This window comes from uncultured Microbacterium sp. (genome assembly GCF_947489255.1).
GTDB classification, from domain to species: Bacteria; Actinomycetota; Actinomycetes; order Actinomycetales; family Microbacteriaceae; genus Microbacterium; species Microbacterium phycohabitans.
In genome coordinates this window covers 753249-773054 of the sequence record NZ_CANLCY010000001.1, presented here as the reverse complement: position 1 = coordinate 773054, position 19806 = coordinate 753249, and the positions used below count along the sequence as shown (strand labels likewise).

Sequence of the window (19806 nt, the reverse complement as noted above, 5' to 3'; positions counted from 1 at the left end):
TCAGATCCACCCCCGCTCGCGCGCGTGGATCGTCGCCTGCTGACGACTCGCGAGCCCGAGCTTTCCGAGCACCGACGAGACGTGGTTGCGCACCGTTCCCGCCGACAGGTGCAGCGCCGCCGCGATCTCGGCGACCGTCTCGCCCCGCGCCCCCGCCCGCAGCACGTCGAGCTCGCGGTCGGTGAGGGGGCTGCGTTCGTCGCTGAGTGCGTCCGCGGCGATCTCGGGGTCGACGTAGCGGCGCCCGGCCGCGACCTCGCGGATGACCGCGGCCACGTCATCCGCCGGCCGGGACTTCGGCAGGAACCCGTCGACTCCGGCGCTCAACGCCCTCCGCAGCACCCCGGGCCGGGCGTGGCGCGTGACGATCACGCAGCGCGCGGGCACGCGTCGGCGGATGCGGGCCGCGGTGTCGACGCCGTCGAGTCCGGGCATCTCGAGGTCGAGCAGGCACACGTCGGGGCGCAGTCGCTCGGCCTCGGCGAGCGCAGTCTCGCCGTCGCGGCACTCGGCCACGACCTCGAGGTCGTCCTCCAGGCGCAGGAGCGCGGCGAGGGCGGTACGGATCATGTCCTCGTCGTCGGCGATGAGCACGCGGATCATGCGGAGACCCCCTCGGGAACACGGACGGTGAGGCGGAAGCGATCGTCGAGGCGGGTGGCATCCATGGTTCCCCCCACCGCTCCCACCCGCTCTGCGATCCCGGAGAGCCCCGCGCCGTCGCCGACGGGAGACGCCGCGCCGCGCGAATCGTTGTCGACGACGAGCACCCACGCCCCCTCGTGTCGGGAGAGGGAGAGGGATGCCGAGATCCCGCCGCCGTGCTTGAGCACGTTCGTGGTGGACTCCCGCACGATCGGGCCGAGCACGTCGGCGGGGGCGCGGTCGGCGGCGGTGTCGACGAGCAGCTCGACGGTGAGACCGGCGGCGCGAAGCAGGTCGGCGGCGTTGGCGAGTTCGTCGGGCAGCGGCACTCCGCGGAAACGCGCCGCGAGGTCGCGGGTGCCGCGGCGGGCGTCGTCGACGCTCACGCGCGCCGCGCGCACCTGCTCGACCGCGGCCTCGGGGTCGCGCGTCATCATCTTCTCGGCGAGCTCGAGCTGCAGGGCGATGACCTGCAGGTGATGGCCCTGCAGGTCGTGCAGGTCGCCCGCGAGCCGCAGGCGTTCCTGGGCGGCGGCGAGTCGTCCCTCGGCGCGGCGGGCGCGGTCGAGTTCGCGCACGATGTCCCACCACCACAGCGAAGTCGCCGTCAGCACCGGAAGCAGGGCGACGAAGAACGGCAGCGTGAAGACCGCGATGTACCCCTGCGGGTTCACGCGGATCGCGTCGACGAACCACACCACGACGATCACCACGATCGACAGCACCGCGAGTCGGAGGCGCACCCCGCCGGGCCATCGCACGAGACACAGCGTCTGCGCGGCGAAACCGACGCCGAGCAGCACCGACCCGGCCGACACGCCCATCGCGGCCGCCGCGGCGATCCCGAGCGCGACGAGCGGCCACATGGGGCGGCGGGCGGTGTCGTCGGCGTCGCCGAGGGGCTCGCGGCGATAGCGCACGAGCAGCAGCACGGCGGATGCCGTCGACCCGGCGACCCCGGCCAGATTCAGCACGAGGGCGGCCGGGGTGCCACCGACGAACACCGCGAGCGACCAGATGAGGGCCGCGAAGACGTGGAGGAACAGGATCGACGACGCGGTGTACCACCACGTGACGCGCACGTCGCGGGCGTAGGCGGCGGTGGGTGTGCTCACCCGGGCCACTGTACGGCCGTGACATTCGTCACGGGTGGGGCGGAGCCATCCCCCGGTGGCTCCGACGAGCTCAGCCACCTCGCGGCTGCGAGCGGGGTGACGGGACCGAAACCCGCCGCAGGTCCCTGAGCCTGTCGAAGGAACCGAAACCCGCCGCGGTCCCTGAGCCTGTCGAAGGGACCGCAGCCCGCCGCAGGTCCCTGAGCCTGCCGAAGGGACCGAAACCCGCCGCAGGTCCCTGAGCCTGTCGACGGACCGGAGCCCCGCTCGCGCGTCGCTCCCCACGTCCGGCTCGATAACTCATCGCCCTCGCATAGCTCTTCTTGGCGGCGGATAGGGACCGCCCCAGGCGCGGTGAGGGCGGGGCGCCTTCTCTGGAGCCATGCACCCCGCAGACCGCTCCCCCGAAACCGACCCGTCCGGCCCGGCACCCGAGGTCGGCACGACCGGCGCCCCGTCCGCCCGCCGGGTTGCCCGTCGCACGTTCCTGGCGGCGGGGCTCGTCGTCGTCCTCGGCGCGGGCGGCGCGGCGTGGTGGGCAGCCGACCGCTTCCTGATCCCCCACGTCGAGGTGACCGACGTCGCCGCTTACGAGGCCGAGCACTCGAGCGTGTCGACGACCACCGACGCCTCCAGCGCCGACGGAGCCGCGCCCGCCGACGCCACCGCGCCGATCATCACCGATTCCACCTTCGACGACGGCTCGACGTCGGTGACCCTGGCGACGATGACCACCGGCACCGGCTCGAGCACGGTCACGTACTACGTCGCCGACGTCATCCTGAGCGACGCGACCGCGCTGCGCTCCGCCTTCGCCAACAACCAGTTCGGCGAGAACATCACGCAGACCACGAGCGAGATCGCCGAGGCCAACGGCGCGGTCTTCGCGATCAACGGCGACTACTACGGCTTCCGCTCCACCGGTATCGAGATCCGCAACGGCGTCGTGTATCGCGACGAGGGCGCCCGCGAGGGCCTGGCGTTCTACACCGACGGGCACGTCGAGGTGTACGACGAGACGCAGACCACGGCCGCCGAGCTGCTGGCATCCGGGGTCTGGAACACGCTCAGCTTCGGGCCGGCGATCGTCGAGGGCGGGCAGGTCGTCGACGGGATCGAGAGCGTCGAGGTCGACACGAATGTCGGCAACCACTCGATCCAGGGCGACCAGCCGCGCACCGCGGTCGGGGTGATCGACGACAACCACCTCGTCTTCGTCGTGGTCGACGGTCGCCAGGAGGGCTACAGCGCGGGAGCGACGCTCCCCGAGCTCGCCGACATCATGCTCTCGCTCGGCGCGACCACCGCCTACAACCTCGACGGAGGCGGCTCGTCGACCATGTACTTCAACGGGCAGGTGGTCAACTCCCCGTCCAACGGCGGCGAGCGCGCCACCAGCGACATCCTCTACGTGGCGGGCTGAGCGGTGTTCGTGCTCATCCCCGCCTACGAGCCGGGCCCGCGCCTGCCGGGGCTCGTGCGCGAGCTCCGCGCCGCCGACCCCGACCTCGAGGTGCTCGTCGTCGACGACGGCAGCGGGCCGTCGTTCGAGCCGGTCTTCGCCGCGGTCGGCGATGCCGGCGCACGCGTGCTCACCCACCCCGACAACCGCGGCAAGGGCGCGGCGCTGAAGACGGGCTTCGCCCACATCGCCGCCCACGATCCGGATGCCGACGTGGTCACCGCCGACGCCGACGGGCAGCACGCGCCCACCGACGTCTGCCGCGTGGCCGAGGCCCTGCGCACCGACGCCGCCGATGGGCGCAGCGCGCTCGTGCTGGGCGTCCGCGGCTTCGACGGGGCGGTGCCCCTGCGCAGCCGCGTGGGCAACGCCGCAGCCCGGGGGCTGTTCCGCCTGGCCACGGGTCGGCGCGTCAGCGACACGCAGACCGGGCTCCGCGGCATCCCCGCGGATCGCCTGGACTGGGTGCTCGGCATCCCGGGTGAGGGCTTCGAGTACGAGCAGCGGATGCTGCTGCGCCTGGGACCGGATGCCGTGGCCGCGCACGAGGTGCCGATCGACACGGTGTACCTCGAGCGCAATTCCTCGAGCCACTTCCGCCCCGTGCGCGATTCGCTGCGGGTGCTGCTGCCGGTGCTGTTGTTCGCGTCGTCGTCGCTCGCGGCGTTCGTCGTCGACACGGTGGCGCTGCTCGTGCTGCAGGCCCTGACGGGGTGGCTCGTGCCCTCGATCATCGCCGCCCGCGTGCTGTCGGCCACCGCGAACTTCGTCGTCAACCGCCGCGTGGTCTTCCGCGCCGGCGAGGGGCCGATGCTCGGTCAGGCGGTCCGCTACGGCGTCCTGGCCCTCGCGCTGCTGGCATCCAACATCGCATGGATGTCGTTCCTCACCGACAACGGTCTCGCACTCCTGCCCGCGAAGGTCGTGACCGAGGGGGTGCTGTTCGTCCTCAGCTACGGCGTGCAGCGCGCCCTCGTCTTCCCCCGAACGGATGCCGGGTCCCCGGCGCGCACTCCGGTCCCCCGGCCGTCGCCGCCCACCCCCGACGCCCCCGACGCCCCCGACCCCGCACCCCAGGTCCCCGGCCCCGCGCCCCAGGTTCCTGAGCACGCACCCCAGGTCCCTGAGCCTGTCGAAGGGACCGCCACCCACCACACCCCCGGAGGCTTCGACAGGCTCAGCCTCCTCCGCCCCGGAACCCCCGATCCCTCTTCCCCCACCCCCGCAAGGAGCACTCCATGACCACCACCGCCCTGATCCTGGCCGCGGCCGACCTCGTCGCCGCCGTGCTGCTCAGCGCCGTCTACTTCCAGCGCCACCGTCGGCGCGACCTCGTCGTCGCCTTCCTCGGCGTGAACGTCGGCGTGCTGGCGGTGGCCACCGTGCTCGGCACCGCCGAGGTGGCCCTGGGCCTCGGGCTCGGCCTGTTCGGGGTTCTGTCGATCATCCGCCTGCGCTCGAGCGAGATCACGCAGCGCGAGGTGGCGTACTACTTCGCGGCGCTCGCGATCGGCCTCATCTGCGGTCTGCCCGCCGCCGATCTCGCCACCCCCCTGCTGCTGGTCGGACTCATCGTCGCGGTGCTCGCCGTGGCCGACCACCCGCGCGTGCTGTCGCGGGCCCGTCACCAGACGGTGCACCTCGACCGCGCGATCGCCGACGAGACCGAGCTGCGCGCCGAGCTCGAGCGCCTGCTCGGCGCCGACGTGACCGGCGTCACCGTGCAGCAGCTCGACCTGGTCGACGACACCACACTGGTCGACGTGCGCTACCGCGTGCGACCGGCACCGACGGCGGTCGCCGCATCGCGACCGACGCTCGGGACGGAGAGGACCGACCACCGCACCGGCGAGGCGAGCTTCGCCGACCTGATCGGCGGCTCCCGGTGACCGCCCGCGACCGCGCCACGAGCGCCATCGCGGCCCTGCCCGCGGTCGGTCTCGACGCCCTCACGACCGAGGCCGCGCTGTTCACCCGCGTCGACCGCAAGTACGTCGTGCCGATGGATGCCGCGGCATCCCTCCTCCACGACCTCCAGCGCTCCGTCGACGCCCCGGCGGCGCTCGAGATCGAGGGCGAGCGCGAGCTCGCGTACCGCTCGGTGTACTTCGACACCCCCGATCTGCTGAGCTTCCGCCTCGCCGCCCACGGCCGCCGCCGCCGCTTCAAGCTGCGCACGCGCACCTACCTCGACACGGGGGCGGCGTTCCTGGAGATGAAGACGCGCGGAGCCCGCGGCCTCACCCGCAAGGACCGCGACGCCTACGACCTCGACGCCGCCGACCGGCTCACGGCCGAGGCCCGCGACGACGTGGCCGAGGCCCTCGGGGCGATCGGGGTGGAGCCGGCCCGCGCCGACGACCTCGACGCGCGACTGCAGACCCTGTACCGCCGCACCACGCTGCTGCTTCCCGGGGCGATCCCCTCTCGCGCCACGGTCGACCTCGACCTGCGATGGATCGCCGCCGACGGCGGAGGCTTCGCTCTGCCGCGCTTCGCGATCGTCGAGACGAAGTCGCCGGGCCAGGCGGGCGCCCTCGACCGCGCCCTCTGGCGCGCGGGCCATCGTCCGCAGCGCGTCAGCAAGTACGCCACCGGCATGGCGGCGCTGCGCGCCGACCTCCCCCGCAACCGCTGGACCCGGGTGCTCTCGGGCCCCTTCGCCTCACCGGCATCCCTCTCCCCCGCCCGCGCCGCTCGAAAGGACACGCCATGCGCCGCCGCCTGATCCCCCTCGCCCTCCCCCTCGCCCTCGCGGGCCTCGTGCTCGCCGGCTGCGCCGTGACCGCCCAGCCGGGCGCGACCACCTCGTCCGCGTCGGAATCGAGCGTCACCTCGACGACCGAGACCATCGCCGAGGTCGACTCCACGATCCCCGCGGCCGCCGCCGAGCTGCTCTCGGCGAACGCCGACGGCACGGTCGTGCGCGACGACGAGTGGAACCTCGCGGATGCCGAGACCATCACGCTCTCGGGCACCACCGCGTCGAGCGACTCGGCGGGGGTCACCGTCGACGGATCGACCGTCACGGTCACGGCCGCCGGGGTGTACCGCCTCACCGGGACCCTCGACGGGCAGGTGGTCGTCGCCGCCCCCGACGACGCGCAGGTGGTGCTCGTGCTCGACGGCGCCGAGATCGAGAACGTCTCGGGTTCGGCGATCCAGGTGGTCACGGCCGACGACGTCGCGATCAGCCTGGCCGCCGGTTCCACCAACTCCGTCACCGCGACCAGCTCCGCCGACGCCGACGCGAGCGCTGCGATCTACGCCGACAGCGACCTCACCGTCTCCGGCTCCGGGGCGCTGACGGTCACCGACACCGGCAACGACGGCATCTCGGCCACCGACGACCTCGCGATCATCGGCGGCACGATCACGGTGGATGCCGCCGACGACGCCCTCCGCGGCAAGGACTCGCTCGTCGTGAAGGACGGCACCCTCACCCTCACCGCGGGCGGCGACGCCCTCAAGAGCGACCAGGAGGACGACGCCACCCGGGGATACGTCTGGATCGCCGGCGGCACGATCGACGCCACCGCGGCCGACGATGGCATCGACGCGTGGACCGACGCGGTCATCACCGGGGGCACCGTGTCTCTGGCGACCGAGGATGACGGCATCCATTCCGAGACGGCGCTGGCCATCGCCGGCGGCGACGTGACGATCACCCGGTCGTACGAGGGGATCGAGTCGGCCGACATCCGCATCGCGGGCGGCGTCGCACGGATCACGTCGTCCGACGACGGCGTCAACGCCTCGGGCAACACCGCCTCCACCGACGGCGGCATGGGCGGCGGCGGCATGCAGGACAGTGGGGAGACCCTCGCCATCTCGGGCGGCACCCTCGTGGTCGACGCCGACGGCGACGGTCTCGACTCCAACGGGACGATCGAGATGACCGGTGGCGACGTCACCGTCTTCGGACCCACCGCGCAGAACAACGGCGCCCTCGACTCCAACGGCGGGATCACCGTCACGGGCGGCACCCTCGTCGCGATCGGGAGCACCGGCATGGCCGAGTCGCCCGACGAGTCGTCGGGGCAGGGCTGGCTCGCCGCGACCGTGTCGGGCTCGGCCGGATCGACGGTGCAGATCACGGATGCCGCCGGCACCGTCATCGCCGAGTACACCGCCACGAAGACCTTCGGATCGGTCGTGTTCTCGTCGTCGGCGATCACCGACGGCCAGGCGTACACGGTGACCGTGGACGGCACCTCGACCTCGGCGACCGCGGGCGAGGCCATCGCGGGCGGGATGGGAGGTGGCATGGGCGGACGACGCTGAGACATCACGATCGACGGCCGCGGCCCGGGGTTCCTCCCCTCGGATCGCGGCCGTCGCGCGTGCCACCCCCTGACCGATGTCATGCCCCGTCGTGACACCGCGGCACTGCCGCTTCGCCCCGAATACGAGTGCGATGGGACCGTGTCCTCCTCCACCACTGCGCGCACGCCGTTCTGGCGTCGCCCGTTCGCCCTGGACGTCTTGCAGCGCTACCTCGTCTTCCCCCTCAGCGAGGTCCTGCTGTGACGGCCCCGCGCCCCCGTTCTCTGCGCGCGCGGCTCGCCGAACGGCGCGCGAAGGAGGGGGACGGCCGACCGCTCGCGCCGTTCCGGTGGTGGCAGGCGCTGAGCCGCTCGCAGCTGTCACTGTCGATACCGGATGCCACCGGCTCGGCGACGGAGTTCACCGTCGACGTGCATCAGCTCGGCGACCACGCCGACGGCACGGTGCGTGCACGCCTGTATCGCGACGGCGCGCTGGCCTCGGTGTCGCGCCTGCCCGCGCGGTTCGCGGTACCCGGGGGTCACGTCGAGGTCGCGGTCGGCACCTTCGGCCTCCGCCGGTGCCACTTCGTCCCGGCGGTGGGCGACGAGCGTCAGCTGGTCCCGCATCCCCGCTCGGCGGAGGGACGCCGGGCCGCCTTCGACCGCGATCATCCGCGTGCGAGCCGGGTGGTCGGCATCCTGTCGCTGGCCGTCGTCATCGTCGGGGCGGCCATCGCGGTCCCGCAGCTGCTCGCGACCCTTTCGCAGATCCCTCTGATCGCCGACTCCCTCGGCTCGTTCACGTCGCCGCTGACCCTTCCGCCCGCGGCGAATGCGGGGGTCACGGTCGTCGTCGTGCTGGCCGGCGTCGAACGGGCGCTGCGTCTGCGATCGTCGTGGCTGGACGATCTCGCCACGTGAGCGGACGGCCCGCGCTCCGCGCCAGACCCCCGGTCGATGGCGCCGCCGCCCGCCTCACGCGGGGTCGAGGTCGACGGTGACGAAGTGCCGCAGCTCGAGCGGGCGGGTGAGGAAGCGCTCCTCGTCGGGAAAGGTGACGGGACGCGTGCGCCACTCGGCACCCGCGTAGCCCACGAGCGCGGAGGCGTCGGCCCACGCGCTGACGTACTGCACGCGTCGAGGATCGGCGTCGTCGACGAGCACCTCGTGTCGCACCATCCCGGCATGGGTCGCGGGGAACGTCGACACGAGCTCGTGCAGACGGGCGAGGAACTCCTCGTGCATCCCTTCGCGGACGTGGGCTTCCGAGACGCGGATGATCATGCGTCCGAGGGTAGGAGGCGCGGCGCTCGCCCGCCGCCCGATCCCTGCCACGTGGCACCGGATCCCCGACAGACGACAGGATGCCGTGGCCCGACCGGTCAGCTGGTGGTGCCGGAGTCCCCGGTCGATCCGTCCGTCGAGCCGTCCGTCGAGCCGTCCGTCGAGCCGTCGGTGGATCCGTCGGTCGTTCCGTCGGGACCGCCCTCGCCCATCTGGGGAGGGGTGCCGTCGCCGAAGTCGGGCCGCTCGCCGCCCATCTGCGGCGGGGTGCCGGTGCCGAATCCGGGCATCGTGCCCGAGGTCGCCGCGTTCGCGCCCGAGGCGTTGCCGATCGCGAAACCGGCGCCGCCCCCGACGAGCAGGCCGACGACGAGCGCACCGGCGCCGATGCCGGCGACGAGGCGGCGCGTGAGCGGCACGCGACGTTTCACCGGCGTCTTCTGCGCGTCAGCGGGCGGGGTGGTCGGGACGGGGTCGATCGTGGTCATGCCGCCGAGTGTGGAGCGCGCACCCTGACCTCGCCCTACGCGCGCCTATCGATCGGCTATGCCCGCCGCTCGGGCAGGTCGCGCGGGCGGTCGTCAACCTCGCCCGTCTGCACCGTGCCGTAGGCGGCGGGCAGATCGGTCGACGACGACGGCGTCCATCCGTAGGCCGCCGATTGCACGGCACCCGCGTCCACGACCGGACCGAAGGCCGATCGCAGGGCCTCGCGTCCTCTTCTCCCCCGTCGACGCAGAACGACGACGAGCCGCACGATCACGCCGACGGCGATCGCCGCCCAGAACACCCACTCGATCCAGCCGAACGCCCCCATGCGATGCCCCCTCCTCGCGGCGATGAACCGACGACGATACGCGCCCGAGCTCCTCCGAGGAAAGTCGGCGACGCCCGTGACATTCGTCAGGGGCCCACCGATACATCGTCCCGAGCGGCCGTGACACCACAACACTGCCGCCGTGCGCGCGTCGCCGATGGGATGGATTCATCGCGGAACACCCCGCGGACTCATCCCCCAGGAGCTTCCATGTCGAACCCCGTCACCGATCTCGTCCTCGGATTCCAAGGCCTCGTCGCCGACGTGCCCGATCTCGTGCAGCCGCTCATCGTCGCGCTCGCGGGCGCCGTGCCCTTCATCGAGGGAGAGGGCGCCGCCACGATCGGCATCATCGGCGGCATCCACCCGGTCATCGCCGCGCTGGCCGGCGCGGTCGGCAACTTCCTCTGCGTCGCCGTCGTCGTGCTGGCGACCTCGCGCGTCCGCGCTGCCGTCACGACCCGCCGCGGCGCGCCCGCGAAGGCTCCGACGGCGCGTCGAGAGAAGTTCGAGAAGGCGTACCACCGGTACGGGACGCCCGGGGTGAGCCTGCTCGGCCCCCTGCTGCTGCCCACCCAGTTCACCGCCGCGGCGCTCACCTCGACCGGGGTCTCGCCCGCGCGGGTGATCGGCTGGCAGGCGCTGGCGATCGCGCTGTGGACGGCGGGGATCACCACGATCGCCCTGGGGCTGATCCGCATCGCCGCCTGAGCCGCGAGCCGGGCCCGGGCCGGGGCCGGGGTCAGAGCAACGCCGCCGACCCTGGATCACCCGGACGCGAAAGCGAGGAGGATGACGTCGTGCCCTCCCGTTTCACCCTTCGAACCGACATCGCGGCGAGTCCCGCCGCGGTGTTCGACCTCGCGCGCGACATCGGCGCACACGTCGCCTCGATGCACGGCAGCAGGGAGAGCGCCATTGCCGGCGTGACCGAGGGGCCGATGCAGCTCGGCGACACGGTCACGTTCCGGGCCCGCCACGGGGGCATCTGGCTCACCATGACCGCTCGCATCTCGGAGATGGACGAACCGACACGGTTCGTCGATGAACAGACGCAGGGCCCTTTCCGTTCGTTCCGGCACGAGCACCGGTTCGACGAGACTCCCGACGGCGGGACGACGATGACCGACACCATCGACCTGGCCTCGCCCGTCTTCGGAATCATCGCCGAGCGCCTGATCCTCGTGCCGTACCTGCGCCGGCTCATCGCACGACGAAACGCCCACCTCGCCGCATCCTTCACGGAGAAGGGGATCACGTGAAGAGCGGCCCGACGCACGCGAGATCGCGAGCCGGTCTCCACTCAGCGCATCAACGCCGCCAACGCCTCAGCACGCGGCAATTCGACGTCGCTCGTCACGGTGTCGTATCGCCGGACGCGCCCGCCGTCCGCGAAGGCGGTCCACCCCGGATCCCCCGTCTCGGCGAAGCGGATCCAGTCGGCGTGCATGCGCTGCGCGAGTTCCCGCGGGGCGGCGGGTCCCGTCATCCGCTGTCCGGCCGCGTCGTTCAAGGCATCGAAAACGAACCCGATCTCGAGCGCGTGCGCCGCGCGCAGGTCGCGCACCGGGCTCTGCCACGCGAACTCGTAGACGAAGGTGGGGGCGGTGCGGGAGCGTGCGACCTCGACGGCGGGCGCGCGCAGGATCTGATCGGTCAGCACCTGCCCGATGATCTCGCCCGCCGAGGCATCCGGTAGGGCCCGGCGGTAGGCCGCCCACACCCCGCGCGGGAGGCGTTTCGCGAGCGCTAGGACGGCGTACGTGCGCCGCGTGAGCCGGGCGAGCGCCGCGGGCGGGTACCAGAGGCGGTATTCGTCGGTATTCGTGCCGATCAGCACGGGAACATCGGCCGTGACGAGAGCGCGCCGCGGCGAGTCCGGAAGGGTCAGGGGGTCGATCGCGGCGGTGAAGCCGGGGGTCCCCCGCAGCGGCGTCGACCGGGCGGCGAGTCGGTCGCGGGCCGCCACGAGCCGCTCCGGCGCGACCTCGCGCAGCGCCGCCGCCGTCGCATCGACACCGAGGGCGCGCGCGATCCCGCGGATCGGCCGCGCCGCGCGCTGGGGAGTCTCGGCGTCGAGGGGGCCGGACTCGATGATCGCCCCGGCGATCAACGGACGCAGGTCGTCGCGCGAGAGCAGGGCGGCCACGACCGCTCCCCCGGCGGATTCCCCGAAGATCGTGATGCGCGCGGGGTCCCCGCCGAACCGCGCGATGTTGCGGTGCGTCCAGCGCAGCGCCTCCGCGGCGTCGGCGAGGCCGAGGTTGCGCGGCGCGTCGGGCAGCACCGAGAACCCCTCGGCTCCGAGCCGGTAGTTGGCCGAGACGAACACGACGCCGTCGCGGGCGAACGGGGTGCCGTCGTAGGTGCTGAGCGCCGCCGTGCCCCGCTCGAGCGCACCGCCGTGGAACCACAGCATGACGGCCGCGCCCTCGGCATCCTCCGGTCGCCACACGTTGACGGTGAGCACGTCGTCGCCGGGAATGATCGTGGATGCCAACAGCTCGCCGGTCGCGCCCGGATACGGCGACTGAGGTGAGGTCGGACCGAACTCCGTAGCTTCGCGCACGGCATCCCAGGGTTCCACCGGCGCAGGAAGCGCGAACCGTCTCGCCCCGGTCGGAGCTGCGGCGTACGGGATGCCGAGGTAGCGCTCGACGCGCTCGGCGGACGATCCGCCGACGGGGCCCGTTTCGGTGACGATGACAGGACGCGACATGCGCCGGAGTCTACGGGCCGCGTCGTGCATCTCCCCCGAGAGGAGCGCCGCACGCTTCTGGATGCCGAAGACACGACGCACACCCCGGCGGATGGCCGGGCGCGATCAGGGGGATGCCGGCATCCCGCGCTTGCGCGCGACTCGGCGCCACCACGGGATCTCGCCCACGGGTTCGCACTGCTCGTCATGCGCCGCGAGGTGCCCCGCCCACAGCGCCTCCGCCACGTCGGCGAGGTCCGGTCCCGCGGCGACGACACGGGCTTCTTCGTCGAACGCCGTCCACACCCCGTCGAGGTCACGACTGATGTACCCGAACAGTCGGCGCGAGCAGGCGCCCATCACGAAGTCGTCCTCGACCTGCTTCCATGTCGGGGCCTTGGCGGAACGGCGCAGCGAGAACATCTCCCGCTCCTTCGGGTCACAGCGGTGTGTGACTGAAGTCTGCCACTCAGCAAACGCAAAGAATAGGGACGCCCGCGCGAGGCCATCGCACCGCTGGCATACTCGGCTTTCGCGCCGATCACCCGTGAGGCGAGGAACGGAACGCCCATGAACGTCGAACCCGGCATCTACGAACACTTCAAGGGACAGCGATACGAGGTGTTCGGAACGACCCGGCATTCCGAGACCGAAGAGGTCTTCGTCTCCTACCGCAAGCTCTACGACGACTACTCCTACTGGGTGCGCCCTGTCGAGATGTTCACCGGGACGGTCGATCGAGACGGCTACTCGGGGCCGAGGTTCCGGCGCATCGTGTAGCCCGCGTGCAGAAACTCCGCGACGCGCACGAACTCCGTTGGCATTCACCGATCCGCGCTGAGGTTGCACGCATCGCTGACGTTGGGCACGGCCGGGCAAGGATGTGGAGCCCACGTACCTCTACACCACCCGATCAACCTGCTGTGAGCACTGTCTCGCGGCCGCGACCCCGCGTAGCATCGCGGTACGCCGGAGTCCCTCCGCGGCATCCGGTCCCTCCGTCACGACGAGCACACGGGAGAAGCAATGGACACGATGGCCATGATGAAGTCGATGCACATGGGCGAGATGACCATGGACATGGATGCCATGCAGGAATGCATGCAGTCGCTGAACGCCTGCGCGATGGCCGCGGCGATGTGCGCCGGCAGCGACATGATGCACGGCGCCGAGATGGCGACCTGTTGCGCGATGTGTTCGAACATGGTCGAGATGGCACAGGCGACGATGCACATGATGATGCGTCCGGCCGGGATGAACATGGACGTGATGAGCGCCATGATGACCGCCTGCATGACCATGGGCAAGGCCTGCGCCGCCGAATGCCGCGCACACGCCGACATGGACGAGATGTGCCGCTACTGCGCGATGGCCTGCGACGACATGGTCATGAAGTGCGAGGCCATGATGGCCTCGATGTCCGCCTGAGTTCCGTTCTTCGCGCGGCCGCTGACGTTTCGTCGGCGGCCGCTCGGCTATGCGGCGCGTGCGGTCGTGAGGATCGCCGACGCGCTGAGCAGCTCCGCGACCGGGTGGTACGCCACGGGCTCCCCCACCGCCATGTCGACGGCCGGGCCGACGATCCGCAGCTGCACCGTGGTGCCGTCGAGCAGCGCCACGATCGCGGTTGAGCCGTCGGCCTCGATGACGAGGCCGTCCCACCACGCAGACGGGTTCGAGGCCGCCATGCAGCGCTGGATCGGGTGGACTGTCGACGAGATCGTGCGGGACATGGCTTCACCTGCCTTCGGAGGGGTTGGTGAGATGAAGCTACAGGATGCCGAGGGGTCGGGCGATCTGGGGCGTAGTGGGGCGTAACACCGGGGCGGAGTCTCAGCGGGCGGACGACTCCAGGGCGTCACCGCGGCGCAATCCTTCCTCGATGCGCGCGAGCAAGACGGCCGCCGCCTCGACCCCGGCGTCGTCGCCGTCGAGTGCGACGCGCAGGCGATCGGCCCAGTAGGCGTGAAGCTTCTGCACGCTCTCGTCCGCCAGGGCGGTGGGCCGCAGGCGCACCACACGCGCGTCATCCGGGGCGGTCTGGCGCTCGATCATGCCCTTCGCGACGAGCGAGCTCAGCGCGACGCTGCAATTGCTGCGCTGCAGCGCCGTGGCTGCGGCCACCGCGCTCGGTGAGGCGCCGGGGTTGTGGTGCACCCATCTCATGACGAGGGCTTCCGTTCCGGTGAGCGGAACGATGTCGGGTGCGTGCGGACCGTTCGGATCGATGTCGCGCGCGATGCGCATCACGACGTCGGCGAACTCGGCGAGAGCGTCGTCGGAGATCGCGGGGGCCACGGGCCGACTGTACCAGCCGGATGACATCAGTTATGCTTTCATAACTATGGCGACCGACACCGATTCCTTGCGAACCCCAGCAGCATCCCTCCCCTCTCGATCGAGCGGCATCACGACACCGCTCCTGCTGGTGCTCGGTCTGCTGAGCGCCGTCGCGCCCTTCGCGACCGACCTCTACCTTCCGGCGTTCCCGCAGATGACCACCGAGCTCGCGACCTCGGCCACGACCGTGCAGCTGACGCTGACGGCGTTCCTCGTCGGCGTGACCGCCGGGCAGCTCGTCTTCGGTCCCCTCTCCGACCGGTTCGGTCGCGTCCCGCCCCTCGTGGCCGGAGCCGTTCTGTGCGTCATTGCGAGCGCGGTCGCGGTCTTCGCCCCGAACGTCGCCGTGCTCGTCGCCGCACGTCTCTTCCAGGGTCTCGGCGGGGCCGCGGGCATGGTCATCGGCCGTGCCGTCATCTCAGACCTGTCGACCGGCAAGGCCGCTGCGCGCGCTTTCTCGCTCATGATGATCGTCGGCGGCGTCGCTCCGGTCGTCGCCCCGCTCCTCGGCGGCGTGCTCACCGGTCCGATCGGCTGGCGCGGGCTGCTGGCCATCGTGCTGGGGCTGTCGATCGTCATGCTCGTCGCCGTGCTCGTGGTGGTGCGCGAGACGCACCTGCGCTCGCGTCGAGACGAGCTTCGCGCCGAGCGGGTGGCATCCGGATCTCCCCTGCGGGCACTCCGGTCGCGGACCTTCCTCGGATACACGGCCGTGTTCGCCTTCGGGTTCGCGGTGATGATGGCGTACATCTCGGCCTCGCCGTTCCTGTACCAGAACATGCTCGGACTCGACACGGTCGGCTACGGGATGATGTTCGGCCTGAACGCGCTCGCGCTCGTGGTCGTGAGTGCCCTGTCGCCGAAGCTCACCGCCACCCGCTCGGTCGAGAGCGTCCTGACGCTCGGGATCGCACTGGTCACCGCGTCGACGATCGCCTTCGCGCTGCTTGTGTTCTCCGGGGCGCCGGTCTTCTGGCTCACGGTCCCGCTCTTCACCGCCGTCGGGTCGCTGGGCCTGGTGTTCGGAAATGCGACCGCCCTGGCGCTCGGCGCCGTCCCGCAGATCGCCGGGAGCGCCTCGGCCGTGCTCGGAGCCCTGCAGTTCGGCCTCGCGGCGCTGGTGTCGCCGTTGGTGAGCTTGGGAGGCGAGGGGACTGCCGCACCGTTGGCGATTGTGATGTTCGCGTCTGCGGCGGTTGCTGTTGTGGCCCTTGTGGTCACGCGGCGTTCGAAGGGAACAGTGACGCGCACCACGGCGAGTCGGTGAGACCTCCTCGGGACAGATCGACGACTCGGGTCGACGGCGCGAACCTCGTCACTCCGCGCGACGCTTTTCGAGCAGTTCCTTGGTGCGCAACAGACGAAGAGCCGTGACGAGTAAGAGCCCGCCGAGCACGTTGAAGAGCAGCACGTACCCGAACCACCCCAGCCACTGCAGGTAGGTGATGTCGGCGCCCGATTGGATCGCTCCGAAGATGAGAAGCGAGTCCAGGATCGAGTGGAACAGCTGGAGACCGGCGAGCAGGAAACCTCCGATGATCGTCGCGACGATCTTGGCGGGATCGGACTGGGTGCCCTGCTGCATCCGCGTCATCAGCGTGATGGTGCTCCCGCCCAGCACGGCGAGCACGATGCTCTGCCACCCGAACGGAGCATCGACGTAATGGTGGGCGGACTCGGCGAGCGTGTCGTGCCACTCGGGGAACGCGGTGGTGAGCAACCCCATGAACACCCACCCGCCGACGAGGTTCGCCACGAGGGTTCCGCCCCATAGACGCGCCAGTTGCCAGATCGTGCCCTCTCGCGCGACGAGGGCGGCGATAGGCATGAGGAAGTTCTCGGTGAACAGCTCGCTGTGCGCGAGGAACAGCGCGATCAACCCCGCGCTGAACGCCAGGCCTGCGAGGAGGTGATCCCCCGTCTGGTGCAGCACCGCGAGGTAGGCGGCGACCCCCAACCCCACCTCGAGGCCGCCGAAGAAGCCGGTGATCAGGACGATGCGCCACGGCCTGTTGAGTCGCTCCGCGCCCTCCGTGATGGTCGCGTCGAAGGATTCGGCCAGTTCGTCTTCGACGACCTCGTCGGAGTCGCCGATCTGGCGTCGGCGGTCGTCGCTCACGGGTGCGCTCGTCGTGTGTTCATGCCTCACCGTTACTGATGCGGGGATGCCGCACAACCCGCCTGCGTGAGCGGCCTCATGTTGATACGGCAGAGACGCCCGCGACCTCACCGTTCACAGCCAACTCCGGGTACTCGCACTCCACCCGTCCGACCTCGCTCGGCGTTGGACGTCCCTGTCGTTCCGCCGCGCCGTGATCTGCGCACTACTGCCCTCGATCAGACAGTGGCGAGCTTGACGCTCTGCTGCGAGACGAAGCGCCCTGCAGCTTTTATCTGGATCGGGCGCTCAGCGCAGCGGCTGCTGAGCGAACAGCACTGACTCGAAGCAGCACCGAGTCACAGATACTGAGGGAGTCACCGGCACCATGGAGGCATGACGGCCGGGATTTTGCGATTCTCTCCGCGCTAGCGGCGCTTCTTCTTCCCACGCAGCCTTTTCGTTGGGCGACGCGCAGACGGCGGGGTGGGCCTGCTGCCTCGCCCGACAGGCTGCAGGCCCATCTCTTCTATCAATCGGTCGAGACCCGAATCGGAACCCGGAGGATTCGTCAGGTAGATGAACTCGAGAAGATCCTCTTCCGCACTGAAAAGCAGACCGTACGCGCGATCCGATTGCAGCTGGTACCCCTTGACCCGCACATACTGAGACAACTGAGCGCGGAAGGCGAGGCTGTTCCCGATCATTGGAGCTACTCCAACAAACACGGTGGGATGCCCCCACATGCCCGCGAAGGACATAAGCATGTCGTGGTAGCTGCCGTCCGCGGAGGTCCTCCGACAACACTCTCGGATGGCTTTCGCAAGCCGTGTCTGCGTTTCACCGGCAAGGCCGAGCAGATCGGTGGTGCAGCGTAACCAGCCGGGCTCGCCCAGGTCAGCGATCGCATCGACGATCGGGACGATCTCCTGGGCAATGTTGAAAGATGGTTTCGCGGGTTGCGGTTCAAACTCGGGAATCTGATCACGCAGGTACCACTCGCTCAGCGGTTGGCAGTGATCGGCAACCATCGTCCCGACTGCGCTCTCGTCGCGCCGCCTTCTGACCCGCGCCTTCGCTGGAGGGACGGACACATGTTCACGCCGCACTTCGTCCGGATCATCGTCGACGTATAGGTCTCCGCCGAGGAACAACATGAAGAGATCGAGTTCATCGGCCCCGCGGTAGAACGTCGCGACTCCGCTGTCAGTCCGGCGTCGCAGATACAGAAGAAACTCACTGGGCCGATCGCAGATCTCCGCGATCACCATCAGATCATGCAATGACGCAACCCACGGAGGCCGCCGCTCGGCGAGCAGTCCAGCAGCCTGAAGATCTCCGATGGCGACACCGAGCGGACCGACATCGTCCAGTAAGACGATGACCGAACGCACCTCGCGGACCTGCGACAGGTCTAGCCATGAGTCCGGCGTGAGCCAGACGCCTCCGTTCAGTTCGATCAGTCGTTGCAGTCGCACGGCTTGATTGTTTGCGTCGCCGACTGTCGCCTTCAGATCGGATTCAAGTCTGCGAACGTCGCCACGTCGAGACTGACTTGCGACGGACTTCGCCTTCACCTCGACAACGATCGCGACGTCGTCGACCAAGAAGAGACCGTCTCCCTCGACGCGGTCCGCTACGAGGTTCACGTCGTCGCATCCGGCGTCGAGCTCAGTCTCGCTCCGTCCTTTCTTCGGCGCGTAGTACGGGAATCCCGAATGAAGCGCCGCACACCCAAGAACACGTTCAAGACTTGCGATAGCAAGGCCCTCGCTCACCGATTGCCGAGCCCGCTGATCGTAGCGCCGCATGTCGGACGCGTGCGGCGCGAGTGCTCGCTCAAGTACACGACGCAGCGAGTCGAGCCCTGGGTCGTTCACCGTAGAAACAAAGCCGCCTGCGCCGTCCGCAATGAGCGGAGTCATCAGGAACGGGTTGGTGGCCGTGAGGAGATCGAAGACTCTCGTCCCCGCCGAGATCGAATCGTCAAAGACTTGCGAGTACGAGTTCAGGACGGTGAGAACGTTGGCTTCGTCTAGCAGTCCAGCCTCAGCAAGTTCGCTGGCGCGGATCGTCGCCCGCTCCCCGGGCAGAAAAATGAAGTCGATCATCGCTTCCCTGAAACGGGCGATCACTTGTTCTGGCATTTCTTCCGGGGCGACCCCCTGGTATTCGAGCATGATGTCGCCGGTCTCATCACGGAGACTCGTCATCCGATCTGCGGAAGTAGCTTTCAGCGCATCACGGACCCCCACCACGTCGTCGTATCCGTAGCCCAGGTACTGAATCATGAGTCCTTCGACCACGGGATGCTGGAAGAGACGACGCTCCTGCTCGTCTCGGATGTGGTCGTACTGAAGATTGCGAATGTTCAGCACGGCACCCTGGTACTCCGACGCAAGACGCGCCAGCACATGCTCGCTGAGGTAGGCCTCGTACTGCTGCCGGTACGTCGCCAGCCGCGCAAGACGCTTGGCACGTACGTGCAGTTCCTCGATCTTCTCGTGCGGACGAGTCTCCTCACGCGGGACATCGCTCGGCTTCCGACTAGAACGAGAGAGCAGCATGGCAGCGACCAACTCCACGGCCAACGCAGAACCACCTGGCATAGTCACTCGAGGATCAGGAACCGGGGGGAACTCACGCATCCGCATCAGCTCGATTACATCGAACGCGTCCGCCTCCGCAACAAGGTCGAGCATCGCTGAAGTCTCAAGCTCCACCTGCCCGCGCAGAACTGACCGCACGTCCGCGACGGACTCGCAGCCAGAGAATAGAGACAGTTCTTGCGCCGGGTCCCCGAAGTCCTCGACATCGATATCACCAAGCACTCGCCCCAACCGTGCCGAGCCCCCACTCGCTCCAGCCCCGACCATGCCCGTCCCTTCCAGTCCGCCGCAACGTCTCGGCGTGGTAGTGCTAAGTCAAGCCGCGCCCCAGTTTCAGCCACTTCGACACGCTAGGCGTGTCAAAGATCCCATGTGGTACCGCCCGTCTGCGACGACTCACAGCGCTACCCGACGTTATGCAGATCGGCTGCGACCAGGCACATGCCGTCCCCAGTCCACCCGGTGCGATG

At 69.9% G+C, this 19806-nt stretch carries 22 protein-coding genes; 11 read left to right on the top strand and 11 right to left on the bottom strand.

Annotated elements, in window-relative coordinates; genetic code table 11:
* Both Q0818_RS03730 and Q0818_RS03725 read right to left on the bottom strand, forming a co-directional pair.
* Nucleotides 1-603: a response regulator transcription factor gene (locus tag Q0818_RS03730; protein ID WP_298871565.1), complete on the bottom strand. Its 603-nt coding sequence runs from the start codon at nucleotides 601-603 to the stop codon at nucleotides 1-3.
* Nucleotides 600-1760: a histidine kinase gene (locus Q0818_RS03725; protein WP_298871563.1), complete on the bottom strand. Its 1161-nt coding sequence runs from the start codon at nucleotides 1758-1760 to the stop codon at nucleotides 600-602. The genes Q0818_RS03730 and Q0818_RS03725 overlap by 4 nt, the downstream gene beginning before the upstream one ends.
* A 382-nt stretch (nucleotides 1761-2142) precedes the next feature.
* Here Q0818_RS03725 and Q0818_RS03720 point away from each other — a divergent pair, with 382 nt between their 5' ends.
* The 6 genes from Q0818_RS03720 (at nucleotide 2143) to Q0818_RS03695 (ending at nucleotide 8411) form a co-directional block, all read left to right on the top strand.
* Nucleotides 2143-3183: a phosphodiester glycosidase family protein gene (locus tag Q0818_RS03720; protein WP_298871562.1), complete on the top strand. Its 1041-nt coding sequence runs from the start codon at nucleotides 2143-2145 to the stop codon at nucleotides 3181-3183.
* Nucleotides 3184-3192: 9 nt separating this feature from the next.
* The gene (locus Q0818_RS03715) at nucleotides 3193-4464 is read left to right on the top strand and encodes a bifunctional glycosyltransferase family 2/GtrA family protein (protein WP_298871561.1); all 1272 of its coding nucleotides are present in this window, start codon (nucleotides 3193-3195) and stop codon (nucleotides 4462-4464) included.
* Nucleotides 4461-5111, top strand: coding sequence for a DUF4956 domain-containing protein (locus Q0818_RS03710; protein ID WP_298871559.1), 651 nt, complete (start codon nucleotides 4461-4463; stop codon nucleotides 5109-5111). The genes Q0818_RS03715 and Q0818_RS03710 overlap by 4 nt, the downstream gene beginning before the upstream one ends.
* Nucleotides 5108-5950 (top strand): polyphosphate polymerase domain-containing protein, encoded by an 843-nt coding sequence (locus Q0818_RS03705; RefSeq protein ID WP_298871557.1) that lies wholly within the window; start codon nucleotides 5108-5110, stop codon nucleotides 5948-5950. The genes Q0818_RS03710 and Q0818_RS03705 overlap by 4 nt, the downstream gene beginning before the upstream one ends.
* The gene (locus Q0818_RS03700; RefSeq protein WP_298871555.1) at nucleotides 5935-7506 is read left to right on the top strand and encodes a carbohydrate-binding domain-containing protein; all 1572 of its coding nucleotides are present in this window, start codon (nucleotides 5935-5937) and stop codon (nucleotides 7504-7506) included. Before Q0818_RS03705 ends, Q0818_RS03700 begins: the two co-directional genes overlap by 16 nt.
* A gap of 242 nt (nucleotides 7507-7748) precedes the next feature.
* Nucleotides 7749-8411: a hypothetical protein gene (locus Q0818_RS03695; protein WP_298871553.1), complete on the top strand. Its 663-nt coding sequence runs from the start codon at nucleotides 7749-7751 to the stop codon at nucleotides 8409-8411.
* A gap of 54 nt (nucleotides 8412-8465) precedes the next feature.
* On the opposite strand, the gene Q0818_RS03690 is transcribed toward Q0818_RS03695, so the two are convergent.
* The 3 genes from Q0818_RS03690 to Q0818_RS03680 form a co-directional block, all read right to left on the bottom strand.
* On the bottom strand, nucleotides 8466-8774 hold the full coding sequence (locus Q0818_RS03690) for an antibiotic biosynthesis monooxygenase (protein WP_298871551.1): 309 nt from the start codon (nucleotides 8772-8774) through the stop codon (nucleotides 8466-8468).
* A gap of 98 nt (nucleotides 8775-8872) precedes the next feature.
* Nucleotides 8873-9262, bottom strand: coding sequence for a hypothetical protein (locus Q0818_RS03685; protein ID WP_298871550.1), 390 nt, complete (start codon nucleotides 9260-9262; stop codon nucleotides 8873-8875).
* A 56-nt stretch (nucleotides 9263-9318) separates the two neighbouring features.
* On the bottom strand, nucleotides 9319-9591 hold the full coding sequence (locus Q0818_RS03680) for a hypothetical protein (protein WP_298871548.1): 273 nt from the start codon (nucleotides 9589-9591) through the stop codon (nucleotides 9319-9321).
* 210 nt (nucleotides 9592-9801) lie between these two features.
* Between Q0818_RS03680 and Q0818_RS03675 the strand changes: the two genes are divergently transcribed.
* Together Q0818_RS03675 and Q0818_RS03670 are read left to right on the top strand one after the other, a co-directional pair.
* Nucleotides 9802-10302: a small multidrug efflux protein gene (locus Q0818_RS03675; RefSeq protein WP_298871547.1), complete on the top strand. Its 501-nt coding sequence runs from the start codon at nucleotides 9802-9804 to the stop codon at nucleotides 10300-10302.
* Nucleotides 10303-10391: 89 nt separating this feature from the next.
* Entirely contained in the window at nucleotides 10392-10853 is a 462-nt protein-coding gene (locus Q0818_RS03670) for an SRPBCC family protein (protein WP_298871545.1), read from the top strand.
* 41 nt (nucleotides 10854-10894) lie between these two features.
* Here the strand turns inward: Q0818_RS03670 and Q0818_RS03665 are convergent, their stop codons facing one another.
* Together Q0818_RS03665 and Q0818_RS03660 are read right to left on the bottom strand one after the other, a co-directional pair.
* A complete protein-coding gene (locus tag Q0818_RS03665) occupies nucleotides 10895-12310 on the bottom strand; it encodes a carboxylesterase family protein (RefSeq protein ID WP_298871543.1) in 1416 nt (471 codons plus the stop codon).
* Nucleotides 12311-12415: 105 nt separating this feature from the next.
* Nucleotides 12416-12712 carry a hypothetical protein gene (locus Q0818_RS03660; protein WP_298871541.1) on the bottom strand — a complete coding sequence of 99 codons (297 nt, stop codon included), beginning with the start codon at nucleotides 12710-12712 and terminating at the stop codon, nucleotides 12416-12418.
* A 147-nt stretch (nucleotides 12713-12859) separates the two neighbouring features.
* On the opposite strand from Q0818_RS03660, the gene Q0818_RS03655 reads away from it, so the two are divergent.
* On the top strand, nucleotides 12860-13069 hold the full coding sequence (locus Q0818_RS03655) for a DUF1653 domain-containing protein (protein WP_298871538.1): 210 nt from the start codon (nucleotides 12860-12862) through the stop codon (nucleotides 13067-13069).
* Between the two features lie 246 nt (nucleotides 13070-13315).
* Nucleotides 13316-13717 (top strand): aldehyde dehydrogenase, encoded by a 402-nt coding sequence (locus tag Q0818_RS03650; protein ID WP_298871536.1) that lies wholly within the window; start codon nucleotides 13316-13318, stop codon nucleotides 13715-13717.
* Nucleotides 13718-13764: 47 nt separating this feature from the next.
* Here the strand turns inward: Q0818_RS03650 and Q0818_RS03645 are convergent, their stop codons facing one another.
* Nucleotides 13765-14022 (bottom strand): nuclease, encoded by a 258-nt coding sequence (locus tag Q0818_RS03645; RefSeq protein WP_298871533.1) that lies wholly within the window; start codon nucleotides 14020-14022, stop codon nucleotides 13765-13767.
* Between the two features lie 100 nt (nucleotides 14023-14122).
* Nucleotides 14123-14587, bottom strand: a complete 465-nt coding sequence (locus Q0818_RS03640; protein ID WP_298871530.1) for a MarR family winged helix-turn-helix transcriptional regulator — start codon at nucleotides 14585-14587, stop codon at nucleotides 14123-14125.
* 46 nt (nucleotides 14588-14633) lie between these two features.
* On the opposite strand from Q0818_RS03640, the gene Q0818_RS03635 reads away from it, so the two are divergent.
* The gene (locus Q0818_RS03635; RefSeq protein WP_298871528.1) at nucleotides 14634-15896 is read left to right on the top strand and encodes a multidrug effflux MFS transporter; all 1263 of its coding nucleotides are present in this window, start codon (nucleotides 14634-14636) and stop codon (nucleotides 15894-15896) included.
* Nucleotides 15897-15944: 48 nt separating this feature from the next.
* Here Q0818_RS03635 and Q0818_RS03630 read toward each other — a convergent pair whose 3' ends face one another.
* Both Q0818_RS03630 and Q0818_RS03625 read right to left on the bottom strand, forming a co-directional pair.
* On the bottom strand, nucleotides 15945-16748 hold the full coding sequence (locus Q0818_RS03630; protein ID WP_298871525.1) for a formate/nitrite transporter family protein: 804 nt from the start codon (nucleotides 16746-16748) through the stop codon (nucleotides 15945-15947).
* A gap of 407 nt (nucleotides 16749-17155) precedes the next feature.
* Nucleotides 17156-19429 carry a hypothetical protein gene (locus Q0818_RS03625; RefSeq protein ID WP_298871522.1) on the bottom strand — a complete coding sequence of 758 codons (2274 nt, stop codon included), beginning with the start codon at nucleotides 19427-19429 and terminating at the stop codon, nucleotides 17156-17158.
* Nucleotides 19430-19806 lie beyond the last annotated feature (377 nt).